At 70.4% G+C, this 26,334-nt stretch carries 23 protein-coding genes; 12 read left to right on the top strand and 11 right to left on the bottom strand.

Annotated features, from left to right (window positions below; genetic code table 11):
* Window positions 1-13: 13 nt before the first annotated feature.
* The 3 genes from OHA64_RS12515 (at window position 14) to OHA64_RS12505 (ending at window position 3,101) form a co-directional block, all read left to right on the top strand.
* Window positions 14-958 carry an RluA family pseudouridine synthase gene (locus OHA64_RS12515; protein WP_405612178.1) on the top strand — a complete coding sequence of 315 codons (945 nt, stop codon included), beginning with the start codon at window positions 14-16 and terminating at the stop codon, window positions 956-958.
* Window positions 955-1,425 carry a GNAT family N-acetyltransferase gene (locus OHA64_RS12510; RefSeq protein WP_405612176.1) on the top strand — a complete coding sequence of 157 codons (471 nt, stop codon included), beginning with the start codon at window positions 955-957 and terminating at the stop codon, window positions 1,423-1,425. Before OHA64_RS12515 ends, OHA64_RS12510 begins: the two co-directional genes overlap by 4 nt.
* An 89-nt stretch (window positions 1,426-1,514) precedes the next feature.
* Window positions 1,515-3,101 carry a Na+/H+ antiporter gene (locus tag OHA64_RS12505; RefSeq protein ID WP_405612174.1) on the top strand — a complete coding sequence of 529 codons (1,587 nt, stop codon included), beginning with the start codon at window positions 1,515-1,517 and terminating at the stop codon, window positions 3,099-3,101.
* A 241-nt stretch (window positions 3,102-3,342) separates the two neighbouring features.
* Here the strand turns inward: OHA64_RS12505 and OHA64_RS12500 are convergent, their stop codons facing one another.
* Window positions 3,343-4,482, bottom strand: coding sequence for a mechanosensitive ion channel family protein (locus OHA64_RS12500; protein ID WP_405612172.1), 1,140 nt, complete (start codon window positions 4,480-4,482; stop codon window positions 3,343-3,345).
* 119 nt (window positions 4,483-4,601) lie between these two features.
* On the opposite strand from OHA64_RS12500, the gene OHA64_RS12495 reads away from it, so the two are divergent.
* Window positions 4,602-5,171, top strand: coding sequence for a dienelactone hydrolase family protein (locus OHA64_RS12495; protein ID WP_405612170.1), 570 nt, complete (start codon window positions 4,602-4,604; stop codon window positions 5,169-5,171).
* Between the two features lie 124 nt (window positions 5,172-5,295).
* Here OHA64_RS12495 and OHA64_RS12490 read toward each other — a convergent pair whose 3' ends face one another.
* The 5 genes from OHA64_RS12490 to OHA64_RS12470 form a co-directional block, all read right to left on the bottom strand.
* Window positions 5,296-5,649 carry an SH3 domain-containing protein gene (locus tag OHA64_RS12490; RefSeq protein ID WP_405612168.1) on the bottom strand — a complete coding sequence of 118 codons (354 nt, stop codon included), beginning with the start codon at window positions 5,647-5,649 and terminating at the stop codon, window positions 5,296-5,298.
* Window positions 5,650-5,747: 98 nt separating this feature from the next.
* Window positions 5,748-7,418, bottom strand: a complete 1,671-nt coding sequence (locus OHA64_RS12485; RefSeq protein ID WP_405612166.1) for an alkaline phosphatase D family protein — start codon at window positions 7,416-7,418, stop codon at window positions 5,748-5,750.
* A gap of 94 nt (window positions 7,419-7,512) precedes the next feature.
* Window positions 7,513-8,322, bottom strand: a complete 810-nt coding sequence (locus OHA64_RS12480; protein ID WP_405612164.1) for a thioredoxin domain-containing protein — start codon at window positions 8,320-8,322, stop codon at window positions 7,513-7,515.
* A gap of 114 nt (window positions 8,323-8,436) precedes the next feature.
* A complete protein-coding gene (locus OHA64_RS12475) occupies window positions 8,437-9,135 on the bottom strand; it encodes a hypothetical protein (protein WP_405612162.1) in 699 nt (232 codons plus the stop codon).
* 79 nt (window positions 9,136-9,214) lie between these two features.
* Window positions 9,215-10,564 (bottom strand): DUF2252 domain-containing protein, encoded by a 1,350-nt coding sequence (locus tag OHA64_RS12470; protein ID WP_405612160.1) that lies wholly within the window; start codon window positions 10,562-10,564, stop codon window positions 9,215-9,217.
* 226 nt (window positions 10,565-10,790) lie between these two features.
* Here OHA64_RS12470 and dnaE point away from each other — a divergent pair, with 226 nt between their 5' ends.
* Window positions 10,791-14,330, top strand: a complete 3,540-nt coding sequence (gene dnaE, locus OHA64_RS12465; protein WP_405612158.1) for a DNA polymerase III subunit alpha — start codon at window positions 10,791-10,793, stop codon at window positions 14,328-14,330.
* Between the two features lie 91 nt (window positions 14,331-14,421).
* Here the strand turns inward: dnaE and OHA64_RS12460 are convergent, their stop codons facing one another.
* Window positions 14,422-14,586, bottom strand: coding sequence for a hypothetical protein (locus OHA64_RS12460; RefSeq protein ID WP_405612156.1), 165 nt, complete (start codon window positions 14,584-14,586; stop codon window positions 14,422-14,424).
* A gap of 222 nt (window positions 14,587-14,808) precedes the next feature.
* Between OHA64_RS12460 and OHA64_RS12455 the strand changes: the two genes are divergently transcribed.
* The 4 genes from OHA64_RS12455 (at window position 14,809) to OHA64_RS12440 (ending at window position 18,773) form a co-directional block, all read left to right on the top strand.
* A complete protein-coding gene (locus OHA64_RS12455) occupies window positions 14,809-16,032 on the top strand; it encodes an NYN domain-containing protein (protein ID WP_405612154.1) in 1,224 nt (407 codons plus the stop codon).
* Window positions 16,033-16,164: 132 nt separating this feature from the next.
* A complete protein-coding gene (locus OHA64_RS12450) occupies window positions 16,165-17,130 on the top strand; it encodes an ABC transporter ATP-binding protein (RefSeq protein WP_405612152.1) in 966 nt (321 codons plus the stop codon).
* A gap of 82 nt (window positions 17,131-17,212) precedes the next feature.
* Window positions 17,213-18,034 carry an ABC transporter permease gene (locus OHA64_RS12445; protein ID WP_405612150.1) on the top strand — a complete coding sequence of 274 codons (822 nt, stop codon included), beginning with the start codon at window positions 17,213-17,215 and terminating at the stop codon, window positions 18,032-18,034.
* 34 nt (window positions 18,035-18,068) lie between these two features.
* Window positions 18,069-18,773 (top strand): AAA family ATPase, encoded by a 705-nt coding sequence (locus OHA64_RS12440; RefSeq protein ID WP_405612148.1) that lies wholly within the window; start codon window positions 18,069-18,071, stop codon window positions 18,771-18,773.
* 146 nt (window positions 18,774-18,919) lie between these two features.
* On the opposite strand, the gene ybaK is transcribed toward OHA64_RS12440, so the two are convergent.
* The 4 genes from ybaK to OHA64_RS12420 form a co-directional block, all read right to left on the bottom strand.
* Complete coding sequence (gene ybaK / locus OHA64_RS12435; protein ID WP_405612146.1) at window positions 18,920-19,420, bottom strand: Cys-tRNA(Pro) deacylase; 501 nt, start codon at window positions 19,418-19,420, stop codon at window positions 18,920-18,922.
* 38 nt (window positions 19,421-19,458) lie between these two features.
* Window positions 19,459-20,199 carry an LON peptidase substrate-binding domain-containing protein gene (locus OHA64_RS12430; protein ID WP_405612144.1) on the bottom strand — a complete coding sequence of 247 codons (741 nt, stop codon included), beginning with the start codon at window positions 20,197-20,199 and terminating at the stop codon, window positions 19,459-19,461.
* An 11-nt stretch (window positions 20,200-20,210) separates the two neighbouring features.
* A complete protein-coding gene (locus OHA64_RS12425; protein WP_405612142.1) occupies window positions 20,211-21,281 on the bottom strand; it encodes a hypothetical protein in 1,071 nt (356 codons plus the stop codon).
* 148 nt (window positions 21,282-21,429) lie between these two features.
* Window positions 21,430-23,007 (bottom strand): oxidoreductase, encoded by a 1,578-nt coding sequence (locus OHA64_RS12420; RefSeq protein WP_405612140.1) that lies wholly within the window; start codon window positions 23,005-23,007, stop codon window positions 21,430-21,432.
* A 173-nt stretch (window positions 23,008-23,180) separates the two neighbouring features.
* Here OHA64_RS12420 and hisD point away from each other — a divergent pair, with 173 nt between their 5' ends.
* From hisD to hisB, 3 genes are read left to right on the top strand one after another with little or no spacing between them, the layout of a single operon-like run.
* Window positions 23,181-24,506: a histidinol dehydrogenase gene (hisD, locus tag OHA64_RS12415; protein ID WP_405612138.1), complete on the top strand. Its 1,326-nt coding sequence runs from the start codon at window positions 23,181-23,183 to the stop codon at window positions 24,504-24,506.
* Window positions 24,503-25,621, top strand: coding sequence for a histidinol-phosphate transaminase (locus OHA64_RS12410; RefSeq protein WP_405612136.1), 1,119 nt, complete (start codon window positions 24,503-24,505; stop codon window positions 25,619-25,621). The genes hisD and OHA64_RS12410 overlap by 4 nt, the downstream gene beginning before the upstream one ends.
* Window positions 25,618-26,211: an imidazoleglycerol-phosphate dehydratase HisB gene (gene hisB, locus OHA64_RS12405; RefSeq protein WP_123988567.1), complete on the top strand. Its 594-nt coding sequence runs from the start codon at window positions 25,618-25,620 to the stop codon at window positions 26,209-26,211. The genes OHA64_RS12410 and hisB overlap by 4 nt, the downstream gene beginning before the upstream one ends.
* Window positions 26,212-26,334 lie beyond the last annotated feature (123 nt).

Raw genomic sequence — 26,334 nt, 5'->3', positions numbered from 1 at the left:
GCATACTCGACGGGTGAGCACCATTCCCGAGGTCCGTACCCTGCCCGTTCCCGACGGCCTGGAGGGCGAGCGCGTCGACGCCGCCATCTCCCGCATGTTCGGCTTCTCCCGGACGAAGGCGGCCGAACTCGCCGCCGCGGGGAAGGTCACGGTCGACGGGTCGGTGGTCGGGAAGTCCGAGCGGGTGCACGGCGGGGCCTGGCTGGAGGTCGAGATGCCGCAGGCGCCCGCGCCCGTGCAGATCGTCGCCGAACCGGTCGAGGGCATGGAGATCGTGCACGACGACGACGACGTGGTCGTGATCGTCAAGCCGGTCGGTGTAGCCGCGCACCCCTCGCCGGGCTGGACCGGGACGACCGTGATCGGCGGGCTCGCCGCCGCCGGGTACCGCATCTCCACCTCGGGCGCCGCCGAGCGCCAGGGCATCGTGCATCGCCTGGACGTGGGCACCTCCGGCCTGATGGTCGTGGCCAAGTCGGAGTACGCGTACACCTCGCTCAAGCGCCAGTTCAAGGAGCGCACGGTCGACAAGCGTTACCACACGCTCGTCCAGGGCCACCCCGACCCGACCAGCGGCACCATCGACGCGCCCATCGGCCGTCATCCGACCCACGACTACAAGTGGGCGGTCACCGCCGAAGGAAAGGCCTCGGTCACGCACTACGACCTGATCGAGGCGTTCCGCGCCGCCTCCCTGCTCGACGTGAAGCTGGAGACCGGGCGCACCCACCAGATCCGCGTCCACATGGCCGCGCACCGCCATCCCTGCGTCGGTGACCTGACGTACGGCGCCGACCCCACGCTCGCCAAGCGACTGGGGCTGACCCGCCAGTGGCTGCACGCCGTCAGGCTCGGCTTCGAGCACCCCGGGGACGGTCAGTGGGTGGAGTTCGAGTGCGGCTACCCGGACGACCTGCAGCAGGCCCTGGACCAGGTTCGCGAGGAGACTTACGCATGAGCTCGACGTCGTACGCGCTGCGCGTCGCCGAGGACCTCGCGGACCGGGAGGCGTGCTTCGCGGTGCGCAAGGAGGTCTTCGTGGGTGAGCAGGGGGTCCCCGAGGACCTGGAGTACGACGCCTACGACGCCGACGCCGTGCATGTCCTGGCGGTCCGGGAGGACGGCGTACCGCTCGGCGCGGGGCGGCTGCTGCACGGAGAGGCTGCCGCGGCGACGACCGACGGAGATCTGTCCGTGGGGTCGCTGGGACGGCTCGCGGTGACGAAGGCCGCTCGTGGACTCGGGGTCGGGGCGGCGCTCGTCGGGGCCATCGAGGAAGCGGCCCGCGCCCGTGGACTCACCGCTGTGGATCTGCACGCGCAGACGCACGCGACGGGGTTCTACGAACGGCTGGGATACGTGTCCTACGGCCCGGAGTTCGCGGACGCGGGGATCCCGCACCGGGCCATGCGCCGCGTTCTGTGACCGAAGGTTCCGCAAGGGCAGGTGAGCGCGGTGGCGTGGCAGGTTCGAGGTCCGCTGTGTGAACGTCGAGACACCCCGGAGCACTGACCGTGGATCAGTTGGCCCTGTTGTTCGTGTTGTTGCTCGGGGCTGTGGTGAGCGTCCCGCTGGGGGACCGGCTCGGGTTGCCGGCGCCGGTGCTGATGACGCTCTTCGGGATCGTCCTCGCCCTGCTCGAATTCGTGCCGAACGTCAGCATCCCGCCGGATCTCATCCTGCCCGCGCTGCTGCCGTCGCTGCTCTACGCCGCCGTGCGACGCACGTCCTGGCGGCAGTTCACGGCCAACATACGGCCCATCCTCCTGCTGGCCGTGGCGCTGGTCTTCGTCACCACGGTGACCGTGGCCGTCGTCGCGAACACGATCGTGCCCGGGCTGCCGATCGCCGCCGCCGTGGCGCTGGGCGCGCTGGTGGCACCGCCCGACCCGATCGCCGCGACCGCTGTCGCCGGGCAACTCGGGCTGCCACGCCGGTTGGTGTCCATTCTGGAGGGCGAGGGGCTCTTCAACGACGTCACGGCCATCGTGCTGTACAACGTGGCGATCACGGCGGCCGTGACCGGCGCGTTCTCGCCGTGGAAGGCCGGGCTCGACCTGGTGCTGTCCGCCGTCGTCGCGGTGGCGGTCGGGCTGGCGCTGGGCTGGGGCGCCAACAAGTTGATGGACCTGCTCGACGACGCCACCCTGCAGATCGGGCTCACGCTGCTGGTGCCGTACGCCTCGTACGTGCTGGCGGAGGAGTTCCACGGGTCCGGGGTGCTCGCCGTGCTCACGACCGCGTTGTTCCTCGCCGAGTACGCGACCGACGCCGACGATGTGCTGACTCGGCTGGCCGGGCACACCTTTTGGAACATCGTCGACACGCTGGTCACGGGCGTGGCGTTCGGGCTGATCGGGCTGGAGTTGCACAACGCGATCAGGACGGCGTCCGGGCGGTGGGCCGAGATGCTCGGGTGGGCGGCGGCGGTCGTGGGGGTGGTCGTGTTCGTGCGGCTGCTGTGGTTGATACCGGCGACCTGGCTGACCAAGCGGTTGCACGCGCGGCGCGACTACGACGAGGAGATCCCGACGAGTTGGCGGGAGACCGTCGTCATGTGGTGGTCGGGGATGCGGGGGGTGGCCTCGGTGGCGTTGGCGCTGGCTATTCCGTTGAAGACGGATGAGGGCGCGCCGTTTCCGGACCGGGACGAGATCGTGTTCATCGCGTTCGGGGTGATCATGGCGACGCTGGTGCTTCAGGGGTTGACGTTGCCGTGGCTCGTGAAGCGGCTGGGGGTGCGGGCCGACACGGATCGGGAGAAGGAGTTCGAGAAGGCGTTGGCGGTTCGGGCGGCGAAGGCGGCGAAGCTCAGGCTCCGGGAGATCGAGGCGGTGGAGGAGCTGTCGGAGGAGTTGTCCGAGCAGATGGTGCGGCGGGCCTTCGAGATCGGGGTGCGGATCAGTCCCGACTTGGGGGAGGAGGAGCGGCGGGAGGCGCATGTGCAGCGGGTGCGCAGGCTCAAGCGGGTGCGGCGGATCCAGGGGGAGATGCTGAGTGCGGCGCGGCACGAGGTGTTGGCGGCGCGGAGTGAACCCGGGGCGGATCCGGAGGTGGTGGACCGGGTGCTTCGGCATCTTGATGTGCGTAGCTTGAGGTGAGTGTCGGGGTGCGGCGCCGTGGGGGGACCGGCCCCGTGCTGTCTCCCACCCGCACACCACCCGCGCACCACCTGCTCCCGGCCCGTCTGCGGCCGTCCCGGACTCAGCGGCCTGGGGCCGGTTCAGGGGCCTGGACCAGTTCCCGTCGGCCCGAACCCGCCGAGCCCGGGGCCGACTTGTGAGGGCGCCGGGCTCGACGGACTTCGGTCTGTTCGTGGTGGCCGAGCTGAAGCGGACAGGTTCAGCGACCAGGTCCGGTTCGTGGTGCTTCGTGAAGGCGGCGGTGGTTTGTGCCGTCCCGGGAGGGGGTCGCTCCGTCGAGGGGCTGCCCGCCGTTGCTTCGGCTGCGAGGAACGGCCGCGTCGGCCGTGTTGACGCGGGGGAGGGCGTACGGGTGTTCCTCGGAGAGCCAGCGGATCATGCTTTCGCGGACCTTGACCCGTACCGTCCAGATGTCGTCCGCGTCCTTGGCGGTCACCAGGGCCCGTACCTGCATGGTGTTCGGAGTGGTGTCCGTGACGTCGAGGCCGTAGGCGCGGCCGTCCCAGGCCGGGCACTCGCGCAGGATGTCGCGCAGCTTCTCGCGCATCGCCTCCATGGGGGCCATGTGGTCGAGGTGCCAGTACACGATGCCGGTCATCTGCGGGGTCCCGCGCGACCAGTTCTCGAACGGCTTGGACGTGAAGTACGAGACGGGCATCGTGATCCGCCGCTCGTCCCAGGTCCGCACGGTCAGGAAGGTCAGCGTGATCTCCTCGACCGTGCCCCACTCGCCGTCCACCACGACCGTGTCACCGATGCGCACCATGTCGCCGAACGCGATCTGCAGCCCCGCGAACATGTTGCTGAGCGTCGACTGCGCGGCGACACCCGCGACGATGCCGAGGATTCCGGCGGAGGCCAGCAGCGAGGCGCCGGCCGCGCGGAACGCGGGGAACGTCAGCAGCATCGCCGCCGCCGCGACCACGCCGACCACCGCGGAGACCACGCGCATGATCAGCGTCACCTGGGTCCGCACGCGCCGGACCCGGGCCGGGTCGCGGTGGGCGCGCGCGTAGCGGCTGTAGGTCGTCTCCACGACCGCGGCGGTGATCCGGATCACCAGCCAGGCGGTGGCCCCGATGAGAACCAGCGTGAGCGCCCGCCCTGTCGCGGCCTCGTGCCGCTCCAACAGCTGCGCCTCGTCGTACGACCCTCTCAGCAGAGCCGCGCAGAGTACGAGCTGGTAGGGGATGCGGCCACGACGCAGCAGACCCCACATCGGGGTCTCGTGATGTCGTCCGTCGGCCTTGCGCAGCAGCAGGTCGGTGGCCCAGCCGATGATCAGCGTGAGCAGGACCGAGCCGCCGACCACGATCAGTGGGCGGAGTACGTTCTCCATGCCTCCGAACGTAACCGTCCCCGGGCCCTCATGAACATGTGACTTCGGACGCGATCTGGGTAGGGAGGTGTTCCCGAGGCGGGATCCCCGGTGTCGTACCCGGCTGGCACCATGGCCTCATGAACATCATGCTCTTCCATTCGACCTACGGTCCGAGACCTGCCGTGGCCGCGGCGGCGGACCGGTTGCGCGCCGCCGGGCACGAGGTGTGGACGCCGGACCTCTTCGCCGGGCGCACGTTCGACACCGTCGAGGAGGGCATGGCCTTCAAGGACGAGATCGGCAAGGACGAACTGCTCAAGCAGGCCGTACTGGCCGCCGCGCCCTACTCGGAGCGGGGGCTCGTGTACGCCGGTTTCTCGCTCGGCGCCTCAATCGCGCAGACGCTCGCGCTGGGCGACGACAAGGCCCGCGGTCTGCTTCTCCTGCACGGCACCTCGGACATCGCGGCGAACGCCACCGTGGACGAACTGCCCGTGCAGCTGCATGTGGCCGAGCCGGATCCCTTCGAGACCGACGACTGGCTGACCGCCTGGTATCTCCAGATGCGCAGAACCGGCGCCGATGTCGAGGTCTACCGATACGCCGGAGCCGGGCACCTGTACACCGACCCCGAGCTGCCGGACTACGACGAGGAGGCCGCCGAGGCCACCTGGCGGGTGGCGCTCGGCTTCCTCGACTCGCTGTAGCGGTCACCCCGCGCCGGGGCGAGGGGCTTGCAGCAGCGGGCCCGGGCCATCTGTCGGATGCCCCGGGCCCGTCTGTTCACCTGCGTTCACCTGCGACTACCGGCGTTGTGGAACGTCGCAGAACCTAGCCCGGGAAGCACTCCTTGGGCGGGTGCACCTGCGACGGGAAGTGCCCGGACCACACCCAGCCGGTCGGCTGGGAGTCGTAGATCCTGAACCACATGTTCCCCGAGGGGGTCTTGGTGGTCGAGCACTGGATCCGCAGGGTCGTGCCCCTCGGCTCCGTGCGGTACCTCGTCGACGAGGAACTGGGCTGGGAGTACACGGGAGTGCTGTTGGCGGTCGTCAGGTTGACGTACGCCGGTGCCGCTGCCGCCGTGGCTTCCTGTGCCTGAGCGGATGAGGCGGTGAGCCCGGCGAGGGCCAGGGCGGCGCCGAGCACCGCGGTCTTCGTCAGGACACTTTGGGGGGTGGCCATGTGACTCCAATCATGAATGAGCCTGTCGGATTCGCCAGTGCGACGATTCGACAAGATGTGCGACGCTACCAAGATCCTTCCGGTCGCGCCCGGAATTTCTACACCGGGTCGTAGGTGCGCTCGACCTTCTGTGTGCCGGTGCGCGTGCGGTACGAACGAGCCCAGGACGAGGTCGCGTTGGGGCTCGTGCGGTCGGACAGGACGTAGTAGTCCATCTGCGCGCGGTCTGCGGTGATGTCCAGGACGCCGTAGCCGTGGCGGTCGGTGTCGACCCAGTGGACGTGCCGGTTGGCGGCGCGGATGATCGGCGAGGCGATCGCGGAGACCGTGCCCTCGGGGACCTTCACGATGTCGTCGAGGTTGTCGGAGGTCACCGAGGTGACCACGAACTCCGTGGCGGCCGAGGCTGACAGCGGGTACGTGCCGGCATTCACTGGCACGTCGTTGGCCCACGCCATGTGGATGTCGCCGGTCAGGAAGACGGTGTTGCGGATCGCGTTCGAGCGCAGGTGGGCCAGCAGTTCGCGGCGGTCGTCCGTGTAGCCGTCCCACTGGTCGGTGATGAGCCCGAGGCCTTCCCGGGGCAGGCCGAGCAGCTCGGCGAGCGGCTTGAGCAGGTCGGCGGAGAGGGAGCCGATGGCGAACGGCGAGATCATCACCGAGTTGCCGACCAGCCGCCAGGTGGCGTCGGACGCCTTCAATCCGGCCTTGAGCCAGTCCAGTTGGGCGCGTCCGGTGATCGTACGGTCGGGGTCGTCGACCGAGCCGTCGCCGACGGCGACCTGCTGCGAACGGAAGGACCGCAGGTCGAGCAGCGACAGGTCGGCGAGCCTGCCGAAGCGCAGCCGCCGGTAGGTGGTGCCCGCGACGGCCGTGCGCACCGGCATCCACTCGAAGTAGGCCTGCTTGGCGGCGGCCTGGCGGGCGGACCAGGCGCCCTCGGCGCCCTCGGTGTGGTTCTCGGCCCCGCCCGACCAGGCGTCGTTGGCGAACTCGTGATCGTCCCAGATCGCGATCACCGGCGCGGTGCTGTGCAGGGCCTGGAGGTCGACGTCGGTCTTGTAACGGCCGTGCCGGACGCGGTAGTCGGCCAGCGTGAGGATCTCGTGGGACGGGGCGTGCGGCCGTACGACGGTGTCGCGGGTGCCGTACTCGCCGGTGCCGTACTCGTAGATGTAGTCGCCCAGGTGCAGCCAGGCGTCCAGGTCGCCGCGGGCCGCGAGATGGCGGTACGACGAGAAGTAGCCGGCCTCCCAGTTGGCGCAGGAGACCACGCCGAAGCGGAGGCCCGCCACGGCGGCGTCGGCGGCGGGCGCGGTGCGGGTGCGGGCGACGGGGGAGTCGGTGCCACCGGCGGAGAAACGGAACCAGTAGTCCGTCGCGGGCGCCAGGCCCCGTACGTCGGCTTTCACGGTGTGGTCGGAGGCGGCGGTGGCGATGACCGAACCCTTGGCGACGACGGTGGTCAGCGCCTTGTCGTCGGCGATGATCCAGTCGACCGGAGTGTCCGGGCCGAGCCCGGAGCCGGGTATGGCCTCGGCGGTGGGCGTCACACGGGTCCACAGCAGGACGCCGTCGGGAAGCGGGTCCCCGGAGGCGACACCGTGGAGGAAGGCGGGGGTGTCGGCGGCGGCCCGCGCGGGCAGGGCGGCGACGAGCGGACCGGCCAGCACCGCGGAGGCGGCTGCGGCCTTGACGACCGTACGGCGGCGCGGGGACAGGGAGTTGGCTGAACCGGCGCTCTCGGATGATCTGTATCGACTGGTCACGACCGATCAGGTTACTGATCGGTATGTGCCGAGAGCGGGCGAACTCGGAAAGTTCGCCCGCTCTTCACGCGGAGGCTGGAATTCCCCGTCGAGGTCAGCCCTTGAGGGCCGCGCCCACCACCTTGTCGAAGTCGGCCACGGTCATCAGCGGGCTGCCGTTGTTGAGCTGCTTCCCGTCCATGACGAAGCCCGGAGTGCCGGTCACGCCTTCCTTGTTGTCGTCGAAGGTCTTCGACATGGCCATCGCCCAGGCGTCGTAGGTGCCCTTCTTGACCGCGTCCTGGAACTTCGCGTTGCCCTTCAGCGCGGAGACGGTGTCCGCCACCTTGATGAGGTAGGCGTCGTCCTTGAACTTGTCCGTCGTCTCGTCCGGGTGCCACTTCTTCGAGTACAGCGCGGTCTTGTACTCGAGGAAGGCCTCGGGGCTCACGTTCAGCGCGGCGCCCATGGCGCTCAGCGCGTTCTTGGAGCCCTCGCCGTTGTCCTTGTTGTCGATGAACGTGGCGCCGACGTACTGGAACTTGAACTTGCCGTCGTCGACGTCCTTCTTCACCGTCGGACCGACGGTCTGCTCGAACTGCGCGCACACGGGGCAGCGCGGGTCCTCGTAGATCTTGAGGGTCTTCTTCGCGCTGCTCTTGCCGAAGACCACGGTGGTGCCGTCGGTGCCCGTGGTGTTGGCCGGAGCGACGACCTTCTCGTCCTTCATGGCCTCCCAGTGGCTGGGCTTCTGCGACTGGACGACGGCGTAACCTATGCCGCCGGCCAGCGCCAGCACGGCGACGACCGAACCGGCGACGATGGCCTGCCGCTTGACCTTGTCGCGCTTGGCCTGCCGCTCGCGCTCCGCGCGCAGCCGTTCCCGGGCGGCCGTCTTCGCTGACTGGCTGTTCCGCTTGCTCATGGTGGTTCTCCGTAGGGGACGCGCACAGGACGTGGTCGTGTGCGGGATACGTATGGGGTCCGGCCGGTGCTCAGCCGCTGTTCGGTGCCGCTCGTGCCGAGGTCCGGCTCGGGCTCAGGCGTGGGCGAACGCGACCGGGCACGGCGGACCACGCCGTCCCAGGGAGTGCACGAGGAGCCGCTCGCGCGCGGTGGTCGTGCGGCGGTCGGGGCGCCGCGCGGGGAGCGGCTCGGGGGCCGTGCGCACGGTCACGGCCGCGACCGCCAGCAGCAGCGGGCGGAACGTGGTCGCGGCCACCGCCCGCACCAGCTGGGCCAGTGCCCGCTCGCCGCGGCGCAGCCAGGCGGCCGCGAGGAGGCCGACGCCGACATGCGCGCCGAGCAGCAGCCAGGTGGTCGCCGGATCGGCGTGGGCGAGCAGCCCCGCGAGCCGGTCGGTCTCGGTGCCGGTCACCCGGGCCAGCGGGGCACCGAGGCCGGTGCCGCCGCCGCACAGCACGTCGAAGCCGACGGAGCGCAGGGGACCGGTGACCGGGCCGCCGGCCGCGCCGTAACAGACGTGCTGGCCGGTGGTGAACACCGTGTCGGCGGCCAGTTCCAGCGGGATCAGCAGGGCCGCTATCCGCCCGAAGCCGCGCTCGCGGCCCGCCAGGGCGTAGGCCACCACGAACACGACGGCCGCGATCGCGGCCACCGTGTGCAGCGGCAGCGGGACCCGGGACAGCAGCACGTGCGACGCGCTGCTGAGTGTCACGACGAGTGCCGTGAACAGTGCCGCGCGTACGGCTCTGAGCTGAGTCCCGGATATGTCCATAGCGGAGAAGAGTCTGTCACGCGGGCCGGTAAGGGACCCCTAAAGGATCCCTGTGAGTGGGCCTACCGACAGCGGATCGTCACAGACCCGGAATCCGGCCGTTGCGGAACAGGTCCACGAAGGTCTGGTGGTCGGCACGCGCGCGTGCCCCGTATCCGTGCGCGAAGTCGACCAGGAGGCCCGCGAAGCCCTCCTCGTCGGCGGCGATCGCCGCGTCGATGGCGCGCTCGGTGGAGAACGGCACCAGGGACTCGCCGGACTGGTCGTCCGCCGCCGCGTGCATGGTGGCGGTGGCCCGGCCCAGGTCGGCGACGACCGCCGCGATCTCCTCCGGGTCGTCGATGTCGCCCCAGTCGAGGTCCACGGCGTACGGCGAGACCTCGGCGACCAACTGGCCCGAGCCGTCCAGCTCGGTCCAGCCGAGCCACGGGTCGGCGTGCGCCTGGAGGGCGCGCTGCGAGATCACCGTGCGGTGGCCCTCGTGCTGGAAGTAGTCCCGGATCGCCGGGTCCGTGATGTGGCGGGAGACGGCCGGGGTCTGGGCCTGCTTGATGTAGATCACGACGTCGTTCTCCAGGGCGTCGCTGTGGCCCTCCAGGAGGATGTTGTACGAGGGCAGGCCGGCCGAGCCGATGCCGATGCCGCGACGGCCGACGACGTCCTTCACACGGTACGAGTCGGGGCGGGCCAGTGAGGTCGCCGGCAGTGTCTCCAGATAGCCGTCGAAGGCGGCGAGGACCTTGTAGCGGGTAGCCGCGTCCAGCTCGATGGAGCCGCCGCCCGGGGCGAAGCGGCGCTCGAAGTCACGGATCTCCGTCATCGACTCCAGCAGCCCGAAACGGGTCAGGGAGCGGGCGTCGCGCAACGCGTCCAGGAGCGGGCCCTGGGCGGTGTCCAGGGTGAAGGGCGGCACCTCGTCGCTCTTGGCGCCGGTGGCCAGGGCGTGGATCCGCTCGCGGTACGCACCCGCGTACACCTCCACCAGCTCGGTGATCTGGTCGTCGCCGAGCGCCTTCGCGTACCCGATGAGGGCGATGGAGGCGGAGAACCGCTTGAGGTCCCAGGTGAAGGGGCCGACGTACGCCTCGTCGAAGTCGTTCACGTTGAAGATCAGCCGGCCGTTGGCGTCCATGTACGTGCCGAAGTTCTCGGCGTGCAGGTCGCCGTGGATCCACACGCGGGAGGTGCGCTCGTCCAGGTACGGGCCACTGAGAATCCTCCCACCACCCCGCCCGGCGTTCTCGGCGTCGAGGTCGTGGTAGAAGAGGGCGGCCGTGCCCCGGTAGAACGCGAAGGCCGAGGCCGCCATCTTCCGGAACTTCACGCGGAACGCGGCCGGGTCGGCGGCCAGGAGCCGGCCGAAGGCGGTGTCGAAGACGGCGAGGATCTCCTCGCCGCGGTGCTCGTCGTTGAGCTGCGGGACCGACATCGCTGGGTGCCTCCTGGTACGGAATGTGCGTTTCGAGGGGGACCGGATCTCCCGCCGGGACCAACGTGTGGCGGCCGGCCGGAGTGCCCGTTCTTCTTCACATGAAGGTACGCGGGGGAGCCCGCTGGGTGTCAGCGCCGAGGCATAGACTTCGACGCTGTCCCCCGGACTGTTCGCAGCCCGTCGGGAACCCCGTCGACGCCTGTTTGCCTTGGAGGCCGAAACCGTGTCAAAGCCGCCGTTCACGCACCTGCACGTCCACACCCAGTATTCGCTGCTGGACGGTGCCGCGCGGCTCAAGGACATGTTCAACGCGTGCAACGAGATGGGCATGACCCACATCGCCATGTCCGACCACGGCAACCTCCACGGGGCGTACGACTTCTTCCACACCGCGAAGAAGTCCGGGGTCACCCCGATCATCGGCATCGAGGCGTATGTCGCGCCCGAGTCCCGCCGCAACAAGCGCAAGATCCAGTGGGGCCAGCCGCACCAGAAGCGCGACGACGTCTCGGGTTCGGGTGGTTACACCCACAAGACGATCTGGGCGGCCAACTCGACGGGCCTGCACAACCTCTTCCGGCTCTCCTCGGACGCTTACGCGGAGGGCTGGCTGCAGAAGTGGCCCCGGATGGACAAGGAGACCATCTCCCAGTGGTCCGAGGGGCTCATCGCCTCCACCGGCTGCCCCTCCGGCGAGCTCCAGACCCGGCTGCGCCTCGGCCAGTTCGACGAGGCCCTGAAGTCCGCCGCCGAATACCAGGACATCTTCGGCAAGGACCGCTACTTCCTTGAGCTGATGGACCACGGCATCGACATCGAGCACCGGGTCCGCGACGGCCTCCTGGAGATCGGCAAGAAGCTCGGCATCCCGCCGCTGGTCACCAACGACTCGCACTACACGTACGCGCACGAATCGGTAGCGCATGACGCGCTGCTGTGCATCCAGACCGGCAAGAACCTCTCCGACCCGGACCGCTTCCGCTTCGACGGCACCGGCTACTACCTGAAGTCCACGGACGAGATGTACGCCATCGACTCCTCGGACGCCTGGCAGGAGGGCTGCGCCAACACCCTTCTGGTGGCCGAGCAGATCGACACCGCCGGGATGTTCGAGGCGAAGAACCTCATGCCGAAGTTCGACATCCCCGAGGGCTTCACCGAGGTCACCTGGTTCAAGGAGGAGGTCCGCCGGGGCATGGAGCGCCGCTTCCCCGGCGGCGTCCCCGAGGACCGGCAGAAGCAGGTCGAGTACGAGATGGACGTCATCATCCAGATGGGGTTCCCGGGGTACTTCCTCGTCGTCGCCGACTTCATCATGTGGGCCAAGAACCAGGGCATCGCGGTCGGTCCGGGCCGTGGTTCCGCGGCCGGCTCGATCGTCGCGTACGCCATGGGCATCACCGACCTCGACCCGATCCCGCACGGCCTGATCTTCGAGCGGTTCCTCAACCCCGAGCGCGTCTCCATGCCCGACGTCGACATCGACTTCGACGAGCGTCGGCGCGTCGAGGTGATCAGGTACGTCACGGAGAAGTACGGGGCCGACAAGGTCGCCATGATCGGCACGTACGGCAAGATCAAGGCGAAGAACGCCATCAAGGACTCCGCGCGCGTCCTGGGCTACCCGTACGCCATGGGCGACCGCCTCACCAAGGCCATGCCCGCCGACGTCCTCGGCAAGGGCATCGACCTCAACGGCATCACCGACCCCTCGCACCCGCGCTACAGCGAGGCCGGCGAGATCCGCGCGATGTACGAGAACGAGCCGGACGTCAAGAAGGTCATCGACACCGCCAAGGGCGTCGAGGGCCTGGTCCGGCAGATGGGCGTGCATGCCGCCGGCGTCATCATGTCCAGCGAGCCCATCGTCGACCACGCCCCGATCTGGGTACGGCACACGGACGGCGTGACCATCACGCAGTGGGACTACCCCCAGTGTGAGTCGCTCGGCCTGCTCAAGATGGACTTCCTCGGCCTGCGCAACCTGACGATCATGGACGACGCCGTCAAGATGGTGAGGTCCAACAAGGGCATCGACCTCCAGCTGCTCGATCTGCCGCTCGACGATCCGACGACCTTCGAACTGCTCCAGCGCGGTGAGACCCTCGGCGTCTTCCAGTTCGACGGCGGCCCCATGCGCTCCCTGCTGCGCCTGATGAAGCCCGACAACTTCGAAGACATCTCCGCCGTCTCGGCGCTCTACCGTCCGGGCCCGATGGGCATGGACTCGCACACCAACTACGCGCTCCGCAAGAACAAGCTCCAGGAGATCACCCCGATCCACAAGGAGCTGGAGGAGCCCCTCGAAGAGGTCCTCGCGGTCACCTACGGCCTGATCGTCTACCAGGAGCAGGTGCAGAAGGCCGCCCAGATCATCGCCGGCTACTCGCTCGGCGAGGCCGACATCCTCCGCCGCGTGATGGGCAAGAAGAAGCCCGACGAACTGGCGAAGAACTTCGTCCTCTTCCAGGCGGGCGCCCGGAAGAACGGCTACAGCGACGAGGCGATCCAGGCACTGTGGGACGTGCTGGTGCCCTTCGCCGGCTACGCCTTCAACAAGGCGCACTCCGCCGCGTACGGCCTGGTCTCGTACTGGACCGGGTATCTGAAGGCGAACTACCCCGCCGAGTACATGGCCGCGCTGCTCACCTCGGTCAAGGACGACAAGGACAAGTCGGCCGTCTACCTCAACGAGTGCCGGCGCATGGGCATCAAGGTGCTGCCGCCGAACGTCAACGAGTCGGTGCACAACTTCGCCGCGCAGGGCGACGACGTGATCCTCTTCGGCCTCGAAGCCGTGCGCAACGTCGGCACCAACGTGGTCGAGTCGATCATCAAGAGCCGCAAGGCCAAGGGGAAGTACGCCTCCTTCCCCGACTACCTCGACAAGGTCGAGGCGGTCGCGTGCAACAAGCGGACCACGGAGTCGCTGATCAAGGCGGGCGCGTTCGACACCATGGGGCACACCCGCAAGGGCCTCACCGCGCACTTCGAGCCGATGATCGACAACGTGGTGGCGGTCAAGCGCAAGGAGGCCGAGGGGCAGTTCGACCTCTTCGGCGGCATGGGCGAGGCGGAGAGCGACGAGCCCGGCTTCGGGCTCGACGTGGAGTTCGCCACCGAGGAGTGGGACAAGGTCTACCTCCTCGCCCAGGAACGGGAGATGCTCGGCCTGTACGTCTCCGACCACCCGCTCTTCGGTCTGGAGCACGTGCTGTCCGACAAGGCGGACGCCGGCATCGCCCAGCTCACCGGAGGCGAGCACGCGGACGGCGCGGTCGTCACCATCGGCGGCATCATCTCCGGCCTCCAGCGCAAGATGACCAAGCAGGGCAACGCCTGGGCCATCGCCACGGTGGAGGACCTGGCCGGTTCTATCGAGTGCATGTTCTTCCCGGCCACCTACCAGCTCATCTCGACCCAACTCGTCGAGGACGCCGTGGTGTTCGTGAAGGGCCGCCTCGACAAGCGCGAGGACGTGCCGCGCCTGGTCGCCATGGAACTCCAGGTGCCCGACCTGTCGAACGCGGGCACCAACGCGCCCGTGATCCTCACCATCCCGGCCACCCGGGTCACTCCGCCCATGGTCAGCCGCCTCGGTGAGATCCTCAGTCACCACAAGGGCGAGAGCGAGGTCCGGATCAAGCTCCAGGGCCCGCGCAAGACGACCGTGCTGCGTCTCGACCGCCACCGGGTCAAGCCCGACCCGGCGTTGTTCGGCGACCTGAAGGTGCTGTTGGGCCCGTCCTGCCTGGCGGGCTGACGGCAGGCTCTTGACGTGTGCGAGGGGCGCATCCCATCTCGGATGCGCCCCTCAGTGCGTACCTGGGCATCAACAGCCCGTCGCGCGGATGTCAGTTGTGGCCGAAGCGCTTGTGACGCCCCTTGCGGGCCATGTCGCCCGGCGTCGCCTGCGTGGTGTGCTCCTCCGCCTGCGACTCCATCGACGACTGGCGGGCGGGCTGCTGAGGGCGCTCGGCCCGGGGCTGCTTCCGGTCCTGCTTCTTGTTCTTGGCCATGGTGGTGCCTCCTGTGGGGGATCTAGGGGCCAGGGCCGGGACCAGATTCACATAGGCTGACAAAGAGCGCATGTCGGATAATTACCGTCTGTGACAGGGCTTGTCGGAGCGCGAGGAGCCGAAACGCCACGCCGAAGATCGAGTTCGGGCCGTTAACCCCCGCGCGGTCGGGCAGACTCGAAGCAAGCCCGAAGCAAACCTCCCGGGAAGAGGGTGAGTCGTGTGGACCGCTGCATCGTCCTGGTGGACGCCGGGTATCTGCTGGGGGCCGCCGCCAGTCTCCTTGCCGGAGAACCCTCGCGATCCCGTATCACCGTCGACCACGCCGCCCTCATCCAGGGACTGCGCGAACGCGCCGAGTCCGACACGGAACGGCCGCTGCTGCGCATCTACTGGTTCGACGGCGCCCCCGACCGCGTCCCGCAGCCCGAACACCGCAGACTGCGCGTGATGCCCCGGGTCACCGTCCGGCTCGGCGCGCTGACCCGCAGTGACGGACGGTGGGCCCAGAAGGGCGTGGACGCCGCGATGCACGCCGAGCTGACGGAGCTGGCCCGCAACCGCGCCTGCTCCGACGTCGTCCTGGTCACCGGAGACGGCGACCTGCTCCCGGGCATGATGGCGGCCAAGGAGCACGGCGTCGCCGTACACCTGTGGGCCGTGCAGGCCGCCGACGGGGACTACAACCAGTCCGAGGACCTGGTCGCGGAGGCCGACGAGCGGCGCGTACTCGACCGCACCTGGATCACCAAGGCGGTACGCGCCAAGGACCTCGGCGGGATCTGCGCGCCGCCGCCCGTGCCGCGGCCCGAGATCGCCGCGATCCTGTCGGCGCCGCTGCCCGAGTCCGGCCTCTCCTCCGGGGCGGAGCGGCCCGCCGAGGAGCCCGAGCACCCCACGACGGCCGGCGCCTCGGAGAACGGCGCGGAGGAGCCGGCGCCGGCTCCGAAGGGCGTACCCACGCCGAAGGACCTGGCCGCGCTGCGCGCTCCCGGTGTCCACCCCGCCCAGCCGCCCCAGACCGCGACCCTGCGCTGGTCCTCCGACAAGGGCTGGGTCGACCGACCCGGCGCCGCCTCCGAACCTCCCGAGGTGGCGTCCATGCCGACGCTGGCGCAGCTGACCACGGCGGAGCAGCGGTGGGCCGACCGGGAGGAGGACATCACCACGGTCGGCGGGGACCCGTACGAGGTCGGACAGGTGTTCGCACGGAGATGGATGGAGCGGCTCGGGGACCAGGGGGCCAACCTGCAGAAGCTGTCCGGGATGTATCCGCGCGTCCCGCACCGCATCGACGGCGAGCTGCTGCGGTACGCGGCCCGGTTCGGGCTGCTCGCCCACAAGGACGACCAGATCGACGAGCACGACCGGTACGCCATCCGGGCCGGGTTCTGGCGGGAGATCGACGTTCGGACGGCGGCGGGCCACGCGCCCGCGGCCGAGTGAGATCCTTACCTCTGGATTCCCCCTTCTGGGCCGCCCCGGGAACCGGCCGGGGCGGCGGACCCCGTAGTCTCGTCACTTGTGAGTACGCGCGCGGCACCGGCACTTCGGCACAGTGGTGATGTCGTATGCGCCGTGCGCGGGCTGACCAAGACCTATCCGGCGGTACGGGGTCGGCGCGGCGTTCCCGCGACATCCGAGGTGAGAGCCACCGACGACGTACGCCTGGACATCCGGCTCGGTGAGATCTTCGGGCTGCTGGGGCCGAACGGCGCCGGGAAGACCACCCTCGTGCGGCAGCTGACCGGGCTGATGCGGCCCGACCGGGGGAGTGTCGAGATCCTCGGACACGACATCGTCCGGCACCCGGAGCGGGCCGCCCGGATCCTCGCCTACCTGGGGCAGGAGTCCTCCGCCCTCGACGAACTCACCGTGTCCCTCGCCGCCGAGACCACCGGCCGGCTGCGCGGACTCGACGCGGGACGGGCGCGCACCGAGCGGGACGCCGTACTGGAGGAGCTGGGCCTCACGCCGCTCGCCGGGCGGCCGCTCAAGAAGCTGTCCGGGGGGCAGCGCCGACTGGCCTGCTTCGCCGCCGCGCTGGTGGGGCAGCGGCCGCTGCTCGTGCTCGACGAGCCGACCACCGGCATGGATCCCGTGGCGCGCCGCGCGGTCTGGGGCGCGGTCGACCGGCGCCGGGCCGAACATGGTGCGACCGTCCTGCTCGTCACCCACAACGTCATCGAGGCCGAGACCGTCCTCGACCGGGTCGCCGTCCTCGACCGGGGCCGGGTGATCGCCTGCGACACTCCGACCGGACTCAAGGAACAGGTCGCCGGCGAGGTGCGGGTCGACCTGGTGTGGCGGGAGACGGCTCCGCTGCACGTGCCCGAGGTCGCCGCGCTGCGCGACCGGTCCGTGGAGTCCGGGCGCCGCTGGACCCTCAGACTCGCCCCGGACGAGGCCCGCGCGGTCGTCGCCACCGTCACCGGCGGCGCCGCCTTCGCGGCGTTGGACGACTTCACGCTCGCCACGCCCAGCCTGGAGGACGTGTACCTGGCCCTGGGCGGTGCCGCGCAGCAGGGGCTGGTGAAGGCGTGAGCACGTTGAGTGCCCGGACCGTCACATCCGTACGCAACAGGACGACTGCCGCAGTGAGACCGAGAGAGGGGAGCCGCACGAGGTGAGTGTCGTACCCGCCGAGGTTCTGCCGGGCAGTGCCCTGGCCGCTCAGGAGCCGGTCCGGGAAGCGGCCGAGCTCGGGCCCCGGGCGCGGCTGTGGCCGGCAATGGCGGCCGTGTACCGGGCGCAGCTGTCCCGGGCACGGGTCGCGCGCATCCCGCTGCTGTTCGTGGCGACCTTCCAGTCGATCGGGATCATGATTCTGATGCGCGGGGTCGTGGACGGCGGCGGTGAGGCGCAGGCGGTCGTGGCCGGGTCGTCGGTGCTGGTCGTCGCCTTCGTCGCGCTGAACCTGCTCGCGCAGTACTTCGGGCAGCTGCGGGCCAGCGGCGGACTGGACCACTACGCCACGCTGCCGGTGCCCCCGGCGGCGGTGGTGCTCGGCGCGGCGGGCGCGTACGCGTCCTTCACGGTGCCGGGGACCGTGGTGACCGCGGTGTTCGGCTGTGTGCTGTTCGGGCTGCCGATGTCGCACCTGTGGGTCCTGGTGGCCGTCATCCCGCTCGCGGGCGCCGCGCTCGCCGGGCTCGGGGCCGCGCTCGGGCTGCTCGCGCCGCGCCCGGAACTGGCCACGCTGCTCGGACAGCTCGGTATGTCGGCGGCGCTGCTGCTGGGGGTCCTGCCCGCGGACCGGATGCCGGAGGCGGTGCGGTTCACCCGGGATCTGCTGCCGTCGACGTACGGCGTCGAGGCCTTCGCGCGCACCTTCGGACCGCACCCGGACTGGGCCTTCGTACTCGGTGATCTCGCCGTCTGCGGCGGAGTCGGCGTGGTGTCGCTGGCCGTCGCCACCTGGGCGTACCGCCGGGCAGCCGTCCGGTGACGCGCCGCACAGGCGGGCCTGGCACGATGTCAGGGTGACCGCACCGTTGACTCCTCCGCCACCGCCCCATGAACAGCCCGCGCACAGTGCGTGGCAGGGGCCGCCTCCCGGGTATGTGGCTCCCGTGCCGGACCAGTCGTACGGCGCGCACGGTTCGTACGGACAGGATGGGCCCGGGATGAAGACCGAAGTGCGGGAAGCTGCCGTGATCACGGTGGCGGTGGCGATCACCGGGGCGCTGCTGGGCGTGCTGTGGTGGTGGCTGGCCCCGCACGTCCCGCTGGTGGGTGACGTGGTCGACAAGAGCTGGGTCGTCTACCTGAAGGAATCCGAGGGCGAGCAGGCGGTCGGTGTCGATGGAACGTTCACTCTGCTGGGGCTGGCCTTCGGCGCGCTGAGCGCACTCGCCGTCTTCCTGCTGCGTAGGCGCGGGGGAGTGCCGCTGGTGGTGGCGCTCGGTGTCGGAGGGCTGCTGGGATCGCTGCTGGCCTGGCGGCTCGGTGTGTGGCTCGGGCCGGCCCAGGACGTGATCGCCCACGCGAAGTCCGCGGGCAAGGGAGTCACGTTCTCCGCGCCGCTGAAGCTGGGAACCAAGGGGGCACTTCTGGCGTGGTCGCTGGCGGCCATGGTGGTGCATCTGGGTCTGACCGCCCTGTTCGGGCCCCGGGATCCGGAGCCCGAGGGCCCCTATGAGCAGGGCCCCGTCCCGAAGGATCCGTACGGAGCCCCGCCGGCCTGACCGGACCGTGCCAGGCCTGACCGGACCGTGCCAGGTCTGTCCGGCGGGCCCTGAATCCCGCCAGGCCTTCGCCTGCCGTGGCGGGAGCGGCTCTTCGGGACGCGCCATCCGCGGTTCGACCGAGGAAGCGGCTCTCTTCGAGCGGGTCACGCACGCCCGATGGGCGCCACCACCGCGTCCGTGAGGTCGGCCAGGTCCGCGGGGGAGAGTTCGACCTCCAGACCGCGGCGGCCGGCCGAGACGCAGATCGTCGGGTGGGCGGACGCCGACGCGTCGAGGACCGTGGGCAGCTTTCTGCGCTGACCGAGCGGGGAGATGCCGCCGCGTACGTACCCCGTGGTGCGTTCGGCGAGGGCCGGGTCGGCCATCGTGGCGCGCTTGCCGCCGACCGCGGAGGCCAGGGCCTTGAGGTCCAGCTGGCCCGCCACCGGGACCACCGCGACCGTCAGGGCCCCGTCCACGTCCGCCACCAGGGTCTTGAACACCCGCTCCGGCGAGACGCCCATCGCCTCGGCCGCCTCCTCGCCGTAGGACGGGTGGGAGGGGTCGTGGTCGTAGGAGTGCACCGTGTACGACACGCCCGCCGCGGTCAGGGCCACCGTCGCGGGCGTACCGCCCGTCTGCTGCTTCTTCGTCTTCTTCGCCATCGCGGCATGATCCCGCCTGTTTTCCCGGAGGTCGTGCGTCAGTTGAGACTCGTCGGGCCGCGCGTCAGCTCCGACGCCGGCAACGACGGCAGACTACGGATGATCGACGTCTCCGAGCGAAGGAGTTTCAGCTCGTCGCGCAGCCGGGACGCGGTGTCCGGGGCCTGGAGCAGGCGTTGCTTCGTCGGGGTGTCCAGCATCATCGCGGCGGCCACCAGGTACGACACCACGGACGGTTCGTCCGGCAGGTCCGCGCCGGTCGACAGGGACCGCTCGCTGGCTCCCGCGAGCCGCTTCTGGTACTGCCGGAAGGACCGCAGTACCCCCTCGGCCAGCGCCCCCGCCTCGTCGCCCGGATCTTCCGGAAGCTCCTCCAGCTCGGCCGTCAGGTACGGGCCCGACGCGTCGACGGACAGCAGGCGCACCCGCGTGGTGCCGGTCGCCAGTACCTCGAAGGTGCCGTCGGGCCGCTCCCGGACCGTCGCCGCGTCCGCGATGCATCCGACGCCGTGGAATGCCTTGATCGGGTCGTCGCCGAAGCCCGCCGCCGGTCCGCGCTCGGGTACGGCCGTCTGGTCCGGCAGGCCGGGTGAGGTCGTCGCCACTTCGTGGCCGTCGCGGATCGTCACGACGGCGAACTGGCGTGACTCGTCCTCGGGGGTCTTCAGCAGCTCGCGCATCATGGCGCGATAGCGCTCCTCGAAGATGTTCAGAGGAAGCACGAGCCCCGGGAACAACACTGAGTTCAGGGGGAAGAGCGGGAGCCGCACGGTGGTCACGACGCAAGAGCCTAGTGGTCGCCGGAGCGGGCACGTTCGCCGTGCTCACTTCGTGGATGGGGGGAAGCGGTCCGCCGCCGGGTCTCGTCCCGGATCCGGTCCCGGATCTCGTGGCGGATCTCCAGGAATCCGGCGAGCGGATCGTCCGAGAACCGGCCCCAGGGGAAGGAGGTGGCGTACGGGCCGATCTGGTGCAGTTGCTCCGCGGCGTCCGTCCAGCGCTCCAGTCGCACCAGGACGTACATCAGCTTGTTGCGGACCTCGGCGGGCCACGGGTCGGCCGCCGGGAAGCGGGCGGAGAGCGCGATCGCCCGGTCGGCTGCCGCGTCCAGCCGCTCCCGAGTGACCTCGGGGCCGCGGGAGCCGGCTGATCCGTCGGCCGGAGCGGCGGTGAGACAGGCGAAGGCGGCCCGGGCCGGCAGCGCCTGGACCAGCGAGTCGGCCGGGGCGTCGTGCGCGGCCAGTTCGGCGAAGTCGAAGCACGCGGGCAGGGAGCCCTGCGAGGAAGAGGCGAGATACCGCATGGCCGCGACATGGCAGCCGTAGTGGTGCGGGGCGCGGCGGACCGCGGCCTCCCACAGCTCCTCGAAGTACTTGTGTCCCGCGTTCGAGCCGCGCGCGTGGTCCAGCGCGATCCGCCACGGCACCGGATCGCGAAGGTCGCCGTGCCCGGCGGCCGTGATCAACGGGCTCACCTCGCGCAGCATTTCCGCCCGCGCCGGTGACCGCCAGACCCGGTCCACCGCGAGCTGCGCGCCGACCAGCAGCGCGTCCGGGTCGTGCGGAGCGGCCGTGCGCCAGGCCTCGTACCACTCGTCGCGGGAGCGGGCGAAGGTCGCGAGTCTTCGCGCGTAGCGATCGCGGTTCTCCCAGTCCGCGCTCGCGCGGGTGGCGGTCAGCAGCGCGGACACGGGGCCGTACTCGCCGCGAGCGGCCGCGACCAGAGCCAGACCCAGCCGGTCGTCGGGCGCGTCGAGCAGCACCTCGTCGTCGGCGGGCAGTCCGCTCGCGTGGCGCGAGGGCTTCCGGGGCATCCGAGAACCGCGGATGAAGGGGGGCAGCAGAGCCATGGTGTCGACCATTGAAGGTCCGCAGGTCACGCGGGCGCCAGCGGGAACGGCCAACTCGCGGAAAGTTGTACGCGCCCAGGTCAAAGGAAGGCAAAAAGGTGACCGTTCAACAACTGTGGCACCACCAGCCCCTCCCGTTACACGCCGCCGGTGACCTGTCCTAGCTACGCCGTAACAAGCGGGTCGCCCCCGCCGCCACCGTCGTCGCCAGGATCCAGCCCAGCAGGATGATCGCGGCGGCCAGCCACTGCCAGCCGCCGCGCAGTCGCCAGAACCCGACCTGTCCGAGGTCGATGACCGGCAGCAGCAGATCCAGCGAGAACAGAGCGGGGTTCCACGGAGGATGCTCACCGCTCTTCAGCGGTGGATGGTCGGCGTGCGCGAACGCCACCGAACTGGCCGCCCACAGCACCGCCATCCATACGGCGGCCCGCCCCGGCCGGTATCCGTAGGCGACCGTCCAGTCCTGGACGTACCCCCACAGCTTGGCGGCGATCGGCAGGCTCTCGCGGCGCCGGCGCTGCTTGGCGAGCAGCACCTCGCGGGCGTCCTCGTCCTCGCCGCCGGCGCGCAGCACGGTGGCAAGCCGTTCGTACGGCTCCGGGTTGTACTCGGCGGTCGCCGCCGCCACCCACTCCAGCCGGTCGTTCAGCGGGAACGGGCCACGCGGCACCAGGTTCTCGTAGCTGAAGCCGCCCATGTGCAGGCGGCCCGGCCCCGGCCAGGCGTCCGCCCGGTCCATCAGGTTGACCACCCGCGCCCCCGACAGCACGACCATGCCCCGGGCCGGCCGCTCCCCGAGGAAGCGCAGCTCGGACGTCTGCACGCGGCGCAGCGACAGTTCCTGCTCGTCGGTGAAGGTGAACCGGGCCCGCTCCAGATCGACCGCGTCCCCGAACCGCCCGTCGTCCAGCCGTAGTCCGCCCTGGCACTCGAAGCGCTGGACGCGCGTCCCGCGTGCGGGGGTCGCGCCGCTCGGCTGGGTGGCGCCGAGGCCGGCCGGGGTGAGGTACAGCGAGCGCTCCACGGTCAGTTGGGGGGCGTTCAGGGCGAGCGGTGAGTACGGGTTGACCAGCCGGGCGCCGCGCAGGCTCAGCGAGACGCCGATCTTGGCGCTGCGCAGACTCAGCTCGCCGTGCGACTCCAGCATCTCGGCCTGGAGGTCCTGCCCGACGGTCATGCCGTCGGCGGCGATCGAACGGCCGCTGCGGTCGCGGTAGACGACCGCCTGGTTCATCAGCAGGTCCGTGCCGATCTGCGCGTCGGTCAGCCGTACGCCGTTGTGGAAGCGGCAGCGCGGCAGGTGCAGATCGCCCTCCGTGTGCACCCGGGCGGCCTCCAGGCGCGGCACCGAGCAGTCCACCAGCCGCACGGTCGTGAAGTGGGCCTCCGGCAGCAGGACGTCCCGCTCGAAGCGGCAGTCGCGCATCTCGACATACGGCACCACCGTGCCGCCCGCGAGGTCCAGGGTGCCGCTGATCTGCACGCCCACGAGCTTCAGGGAGGACACGCGGCCGGCGAGCGCCGGCGGGCCGTCCAGGAGCAGCCAGCACACGATCCGTGCCCGCACGGTCCGGTCGGGGCCCCAGGGATGGCCGCCGTGCGGATCGTCGACCACCGTGTCGCCGCTGCTCAGGTCGTACACGCTGCCGTTGCGGAATGCCTGCCACATTCCGGTCTCGGCGGCAGTCAGATCGCCCGGCAGTTCCCCGTCCCGGACGCCGGCGCCCTCGGTCACCAGACTTCCTTCCTCCTCAGTAGAGTTTCCTTGCCCCGTACAACCGTTCATGCCCGCTGGGTGACGCCCCGAACGCTCAGCGTGAAGGGGATCTTCCAGATCTCCTCCGGGATCTGTATCAGCCATTGATACGCGCGAACAGTGCCCGATCCCGGTCTGAGAGAATTGACCGCGTGATCTCTCGAATCGATCTGCGTGGCGACGCCCTTCCCGAGGGCCCCGCCCTGCGCGACCTGCTGCCCCGAGCCGAGTTCGACGTTCAGGCCGCCCTGGAGAAGGTGCGTCCGCTCTGCGAGGCCGTGCATCATCGGGGCGACGCGGCACTGATCGACTTCGCGGAGAAGTTCGACGGCGTCCGGCTGAAGTCGGTGCGGGTGCCGGCCGAGGCGCTGACCAGGGCCCTGGAGGAACTCGACCCGGCCGTGCGCGCGGCCCTGGAGGAGTCCATCCGCCGCGCCCGGCTCGTCCACCGTGAGCAGCGGCGCGAGACCCACACCACCCAGGTCGTGCCCGGTGGCTCGGTGACCGAGAAATGGGTCCCGGTCGAGCGGGTCGGGCTGTACGCGCCCGGCGGCCGGTCGGTCTACCCGTCCTCCGTGATCATGAACGTGGTCCCCGCACAGGAGGCCGGCGTCGAGTCGATCGCGCTCGCCTCCCCGGCACAGGCCGAGTTCGACGGGCTGCCGCACCCGACGATCCTCGCCGCCTGCGCCCTGCTCGGCGTCGACGAGGTGTACGCCGCCGGTGGCGCGACCGCCGTCGCGATGTTCGCGTACGGCACCGAGTCCTGCCCGCCCGCCAACATGGTCACCGGCCCCGGCAACATCTGGGTCGCCGCCGCCAAGCGCTACTTCACCGGCAAGATCGGCATCGACGCCGAGGCCGGCCCGACCGAGATCGCGGTCCTCGCCGACGACACGGCCGACCCGGTGCATGTCGCCGCCGACCTGATCAGTCAGGCCGAGCACGACCCGCTGGCCGCCGCCGTGCTCGTGACCGACTCCGTGGCACTCGCCGACGCGGTCGAGAAGGAACTGGAGCCGCAGGTCGCCGCGAGCAAGCACGTCGAGGACCGGATCGCCCCCGCGCTGCACGGCCGGCAGTCCGCGATCGTGCTGGTCGACGGGATCGACGAGGGCCTCCGGGTGGTCGACGCGTACGGCGCCGAACACCTGGAGATCCAGACGGCGGACGCGGTCGCTGTGGCCGACCGGGTGCGCAACGCGGGCGCGATCTTCGTCGGGCCCTGGGCGCCGGTCTCCCTCGGCGACTACGCCGCCGGGTCCAACCACGTCCTGCCCACCGGCGGCTGCGCCTGCCACTCCTCGGGCCTGTCCGTCCAGTCCTTCCTGCGCGGCATCCACATCGTCGACTACACGAAGGACGCGCTGGCCGACGTGGCGCATCACGTGGTCACGCTGGCGGAGGCGGAGGATCTGCCCGCGCACGGCGCGGCGATCAAAGCAAGGTTCGGGTGGAAGGTGCCTGAGAGCAAGTGAGCTTCGGAATCGATGATCTCCCCGTACGGGACGAGCTGCGCGGCAAGACCCCTTATGGGGCGCCCCAGTTGGACGTCCCGGTACGGCTGAACACCAACGAGAATCCCTACCCGCTGCCCGAGCCGCTGGTCGAGCGGATCGCGGAGCGGGTGCGCGCGGCGGCGAGGAACCTCAACCGCTACCCGGACCGGGACGCGGTGGAGCTGCGCACGCAGCTCGCCAAGTACCTCACGGACACGGCCGGTCACGAGGTCGGCCTGGCCGACGTCTGGGCGGCCAACGGTTCCAACGAGGTCATCCAGCAGCTTTTGCAGACCTTCGGCGGACCGGGCCGTACGGCGATCGGCTTCGAGCCGTCGTACTCGATGCACGGCCTGATCGCGCGCGGCACGGGCACGGGCTGGATCTCCGGGCCCCGCAACGACGACTTCACGATCGACCTCGCCGCCGCCGAGAAGGCCATCACCGAGAACCAGCCCGACGTCGTCTTCGTCACCACCCCCAACAATCCCACCGGCACCGCGGTCCCGCCGGAGACGGTCCTCGCGCTGTACGAGGCCGCGCAGGCCGCGAAGGCCGCGACTGCCGGGGCGATCGTCGTGGTCGACGAGGCGTACATCGAGTTCAGCCACGGCGACTCGCTGCTACCGCTGATCGAGGGCCGGCCGAACCTGGTCGTCTCGCGGACGATGTCCAAGGCGTTCGGAGCGGCCGGCCTGCGCCTCGGCTATCTCGCCGCGCACCCGGCGGTCGTGGACGCCGTCCAGCTCGTACGGCTGCCCTACCACCTGTCGGCGATCACCCAGGCGACCGCCCTGGCCGCCCTGGAGCACACCGACACCCTGCTCGGGTACGTCGAGCAGCTGAAGGCCGAGCGGGACCGGCTGGTCGCCGAACTGCGGGCGATCGGCTACGAGGTCACCGCGTCGGACGCCAACTTCGTGCAGTTCGGCCGGTTCGACGACGCGCACGTGATGTGGCGGAAGATCCTCGACCGGGGCGTCCTGGTCCGGGACAACGGCGTGCCCGGCTGGCTGCGGGTGTCCGCGGGAACCCCCGAAGAGAACGACGCGTTCCTCGACGCGGTCCGTGAGTTGAAGAAGGAGAGCGCATGAGCCGCGTAGGCCGCGTTGAACGAGTGACGAAGGAGACCTCGGTCCTCGTCGAGATCGATCTCGACGGTTCCGGCAAGGTCGAGGTGTCGACGGGCGTGGGCTTCTACGACCACATGCTCGACCAGCTGGGCCGGCACGGTCTGTTCGACCTGACCGTGAAGACCGAGGGCGACCTGCACATCGACTCCCACCACACCATCGAGGACACCGCCCTCGCGCTGGGCGCCGCCTTCAAGCAGGCGCTCGGCGACAAGGTGGGCATCTACCGCTTCGGCAACTGCACGGTCCCGCTGGACGAGTCCCTCGCCCAGGTCACCGTCGACCTGTCGGGCCGCCCCTACCTCGTGCACACCGAGCCCGAGAAGATGGCGCCGATGATCGGCGAGTACGACACGACGATGACCCGGCACATCCTGGAGTCGTTCGTCGCCCAGGCCCAGATCGCGCTGCACGTCCACGTGCCCTACGGACGCAACGCGCACCACATCGTGGAGTGCCAGTTCAAGGCGCTCGCCCGGGCCCTCAGGTACGCGTCCGAGCGCGACCCGCGCGCGGCCGGCATCCTGCCCTCGACGAAGGGGGCGCTGTGAGCGACGCACGCGCGGCCGCCGGGCCGCAGGCGAGGACGATGGCCGCACCTCTGCGCCGCGCGGGCGGAGAAGCGAACGGAGGGGCGCTGTGAGCGACGCACGCGCGGCCGCCGGGCCGCAGGC

Source organism: Streptomyces sp. NBC_00076 (assembly GCF_045041235.1).
GTDB lineage: Bacteria > Actinomycetota > Actinomycetes > Streptomycetales > Streptomycetaceae > Streptomyces.
This window is presented reverse-complemented; position numbering and strand designations above follow the sequence as displayed.

What these genes read in the sequence shown, in the direction of transcription:
- OHA64_RS12495 (WP_405612170.1), top strand. Translation starts at nt 4,602, where the DNA reads ATGAACATCATGCTCTTCCATTCGACCTACGGTCCGAGACCTGCCGTG.
- OHA64_RS12500 (WP_405612172.1), bottom strand. Translation starts at nt 4,482, where the DNA reads ATGGAGAACGTACTCCGCCCACTGATCGTGGTCGGCGGCTCGGTCCTG.
- OHA64_RS12510 (WP_405612176.1), top strand. Translation starts at nt 955, where the DNA reads ATGAGCTCGACGTCGTACGCGCTGCGCGTCGCCGAGGACCTCGCGGAC.
- OHA64_RS12490 (WP_405612168.1), bottom strand. Translation starts at nt 5,649, where the DNA reads ATGGCCACCCCCCAAAGTGTCCTGACGAAGACCGCGGTGCTCGGCGCC.
- OHA64_RS12475 (WP_405612162.1), bottom strand. Translation starts at nt 9,135, where the DNA reads ATGGACATATCCGGGACTCAGCTCAGAGCCGTACGCGCGGCACTGTTC.
- OHA64_RS12460 (WP_405612156.1), bottom strand. Translation starts at nt 14,586, where the DNA reads ATGGCCAAGAACAAGAAGCAGGACCGGAAGCAGCCCCGGGCCGAGCGC.
- hisB (WP_123988567.1), top strand. Translation starts at nt 25,618, where the DNA reads ATGAGCCGCGTAGGCCGCGTTGAACGAGTGACGAAGGAGACCTCGGTC.
- ybaK (WP_405612146.1), bottom strand. Translation starts at nt 19,420, where the DNA reads ATGGCGAAGAAGACGAAGAAGCAGCAGACGGGCGGTACGCCCGCGACG.
- OHA64_RS12470 (WP_405612160.1), bottom strand. Translation starts at nt 10,564, where the DNA reads ATGTCGGTCCCGCAGCTCAACGACGAGCACCGCGGCGAGGAGATCCTC.
- OHA64_RS12480 (WP_405612164.1), bottom strand. Translation starts at nt 8,322, where the DNA reads ATGAGCAAGCGGAACAGCCAGTCAGCGAAGACGGCCGCCCGGGAACGG.
- OHA64_RS12425 (WP_405612142.1), bottom strand. Translation starts at nt 21,281, where the DNA reads ATGGTCGACACCATGGCTCTGCTGCCCCCCTTCATCCGCGGTTCTCGG.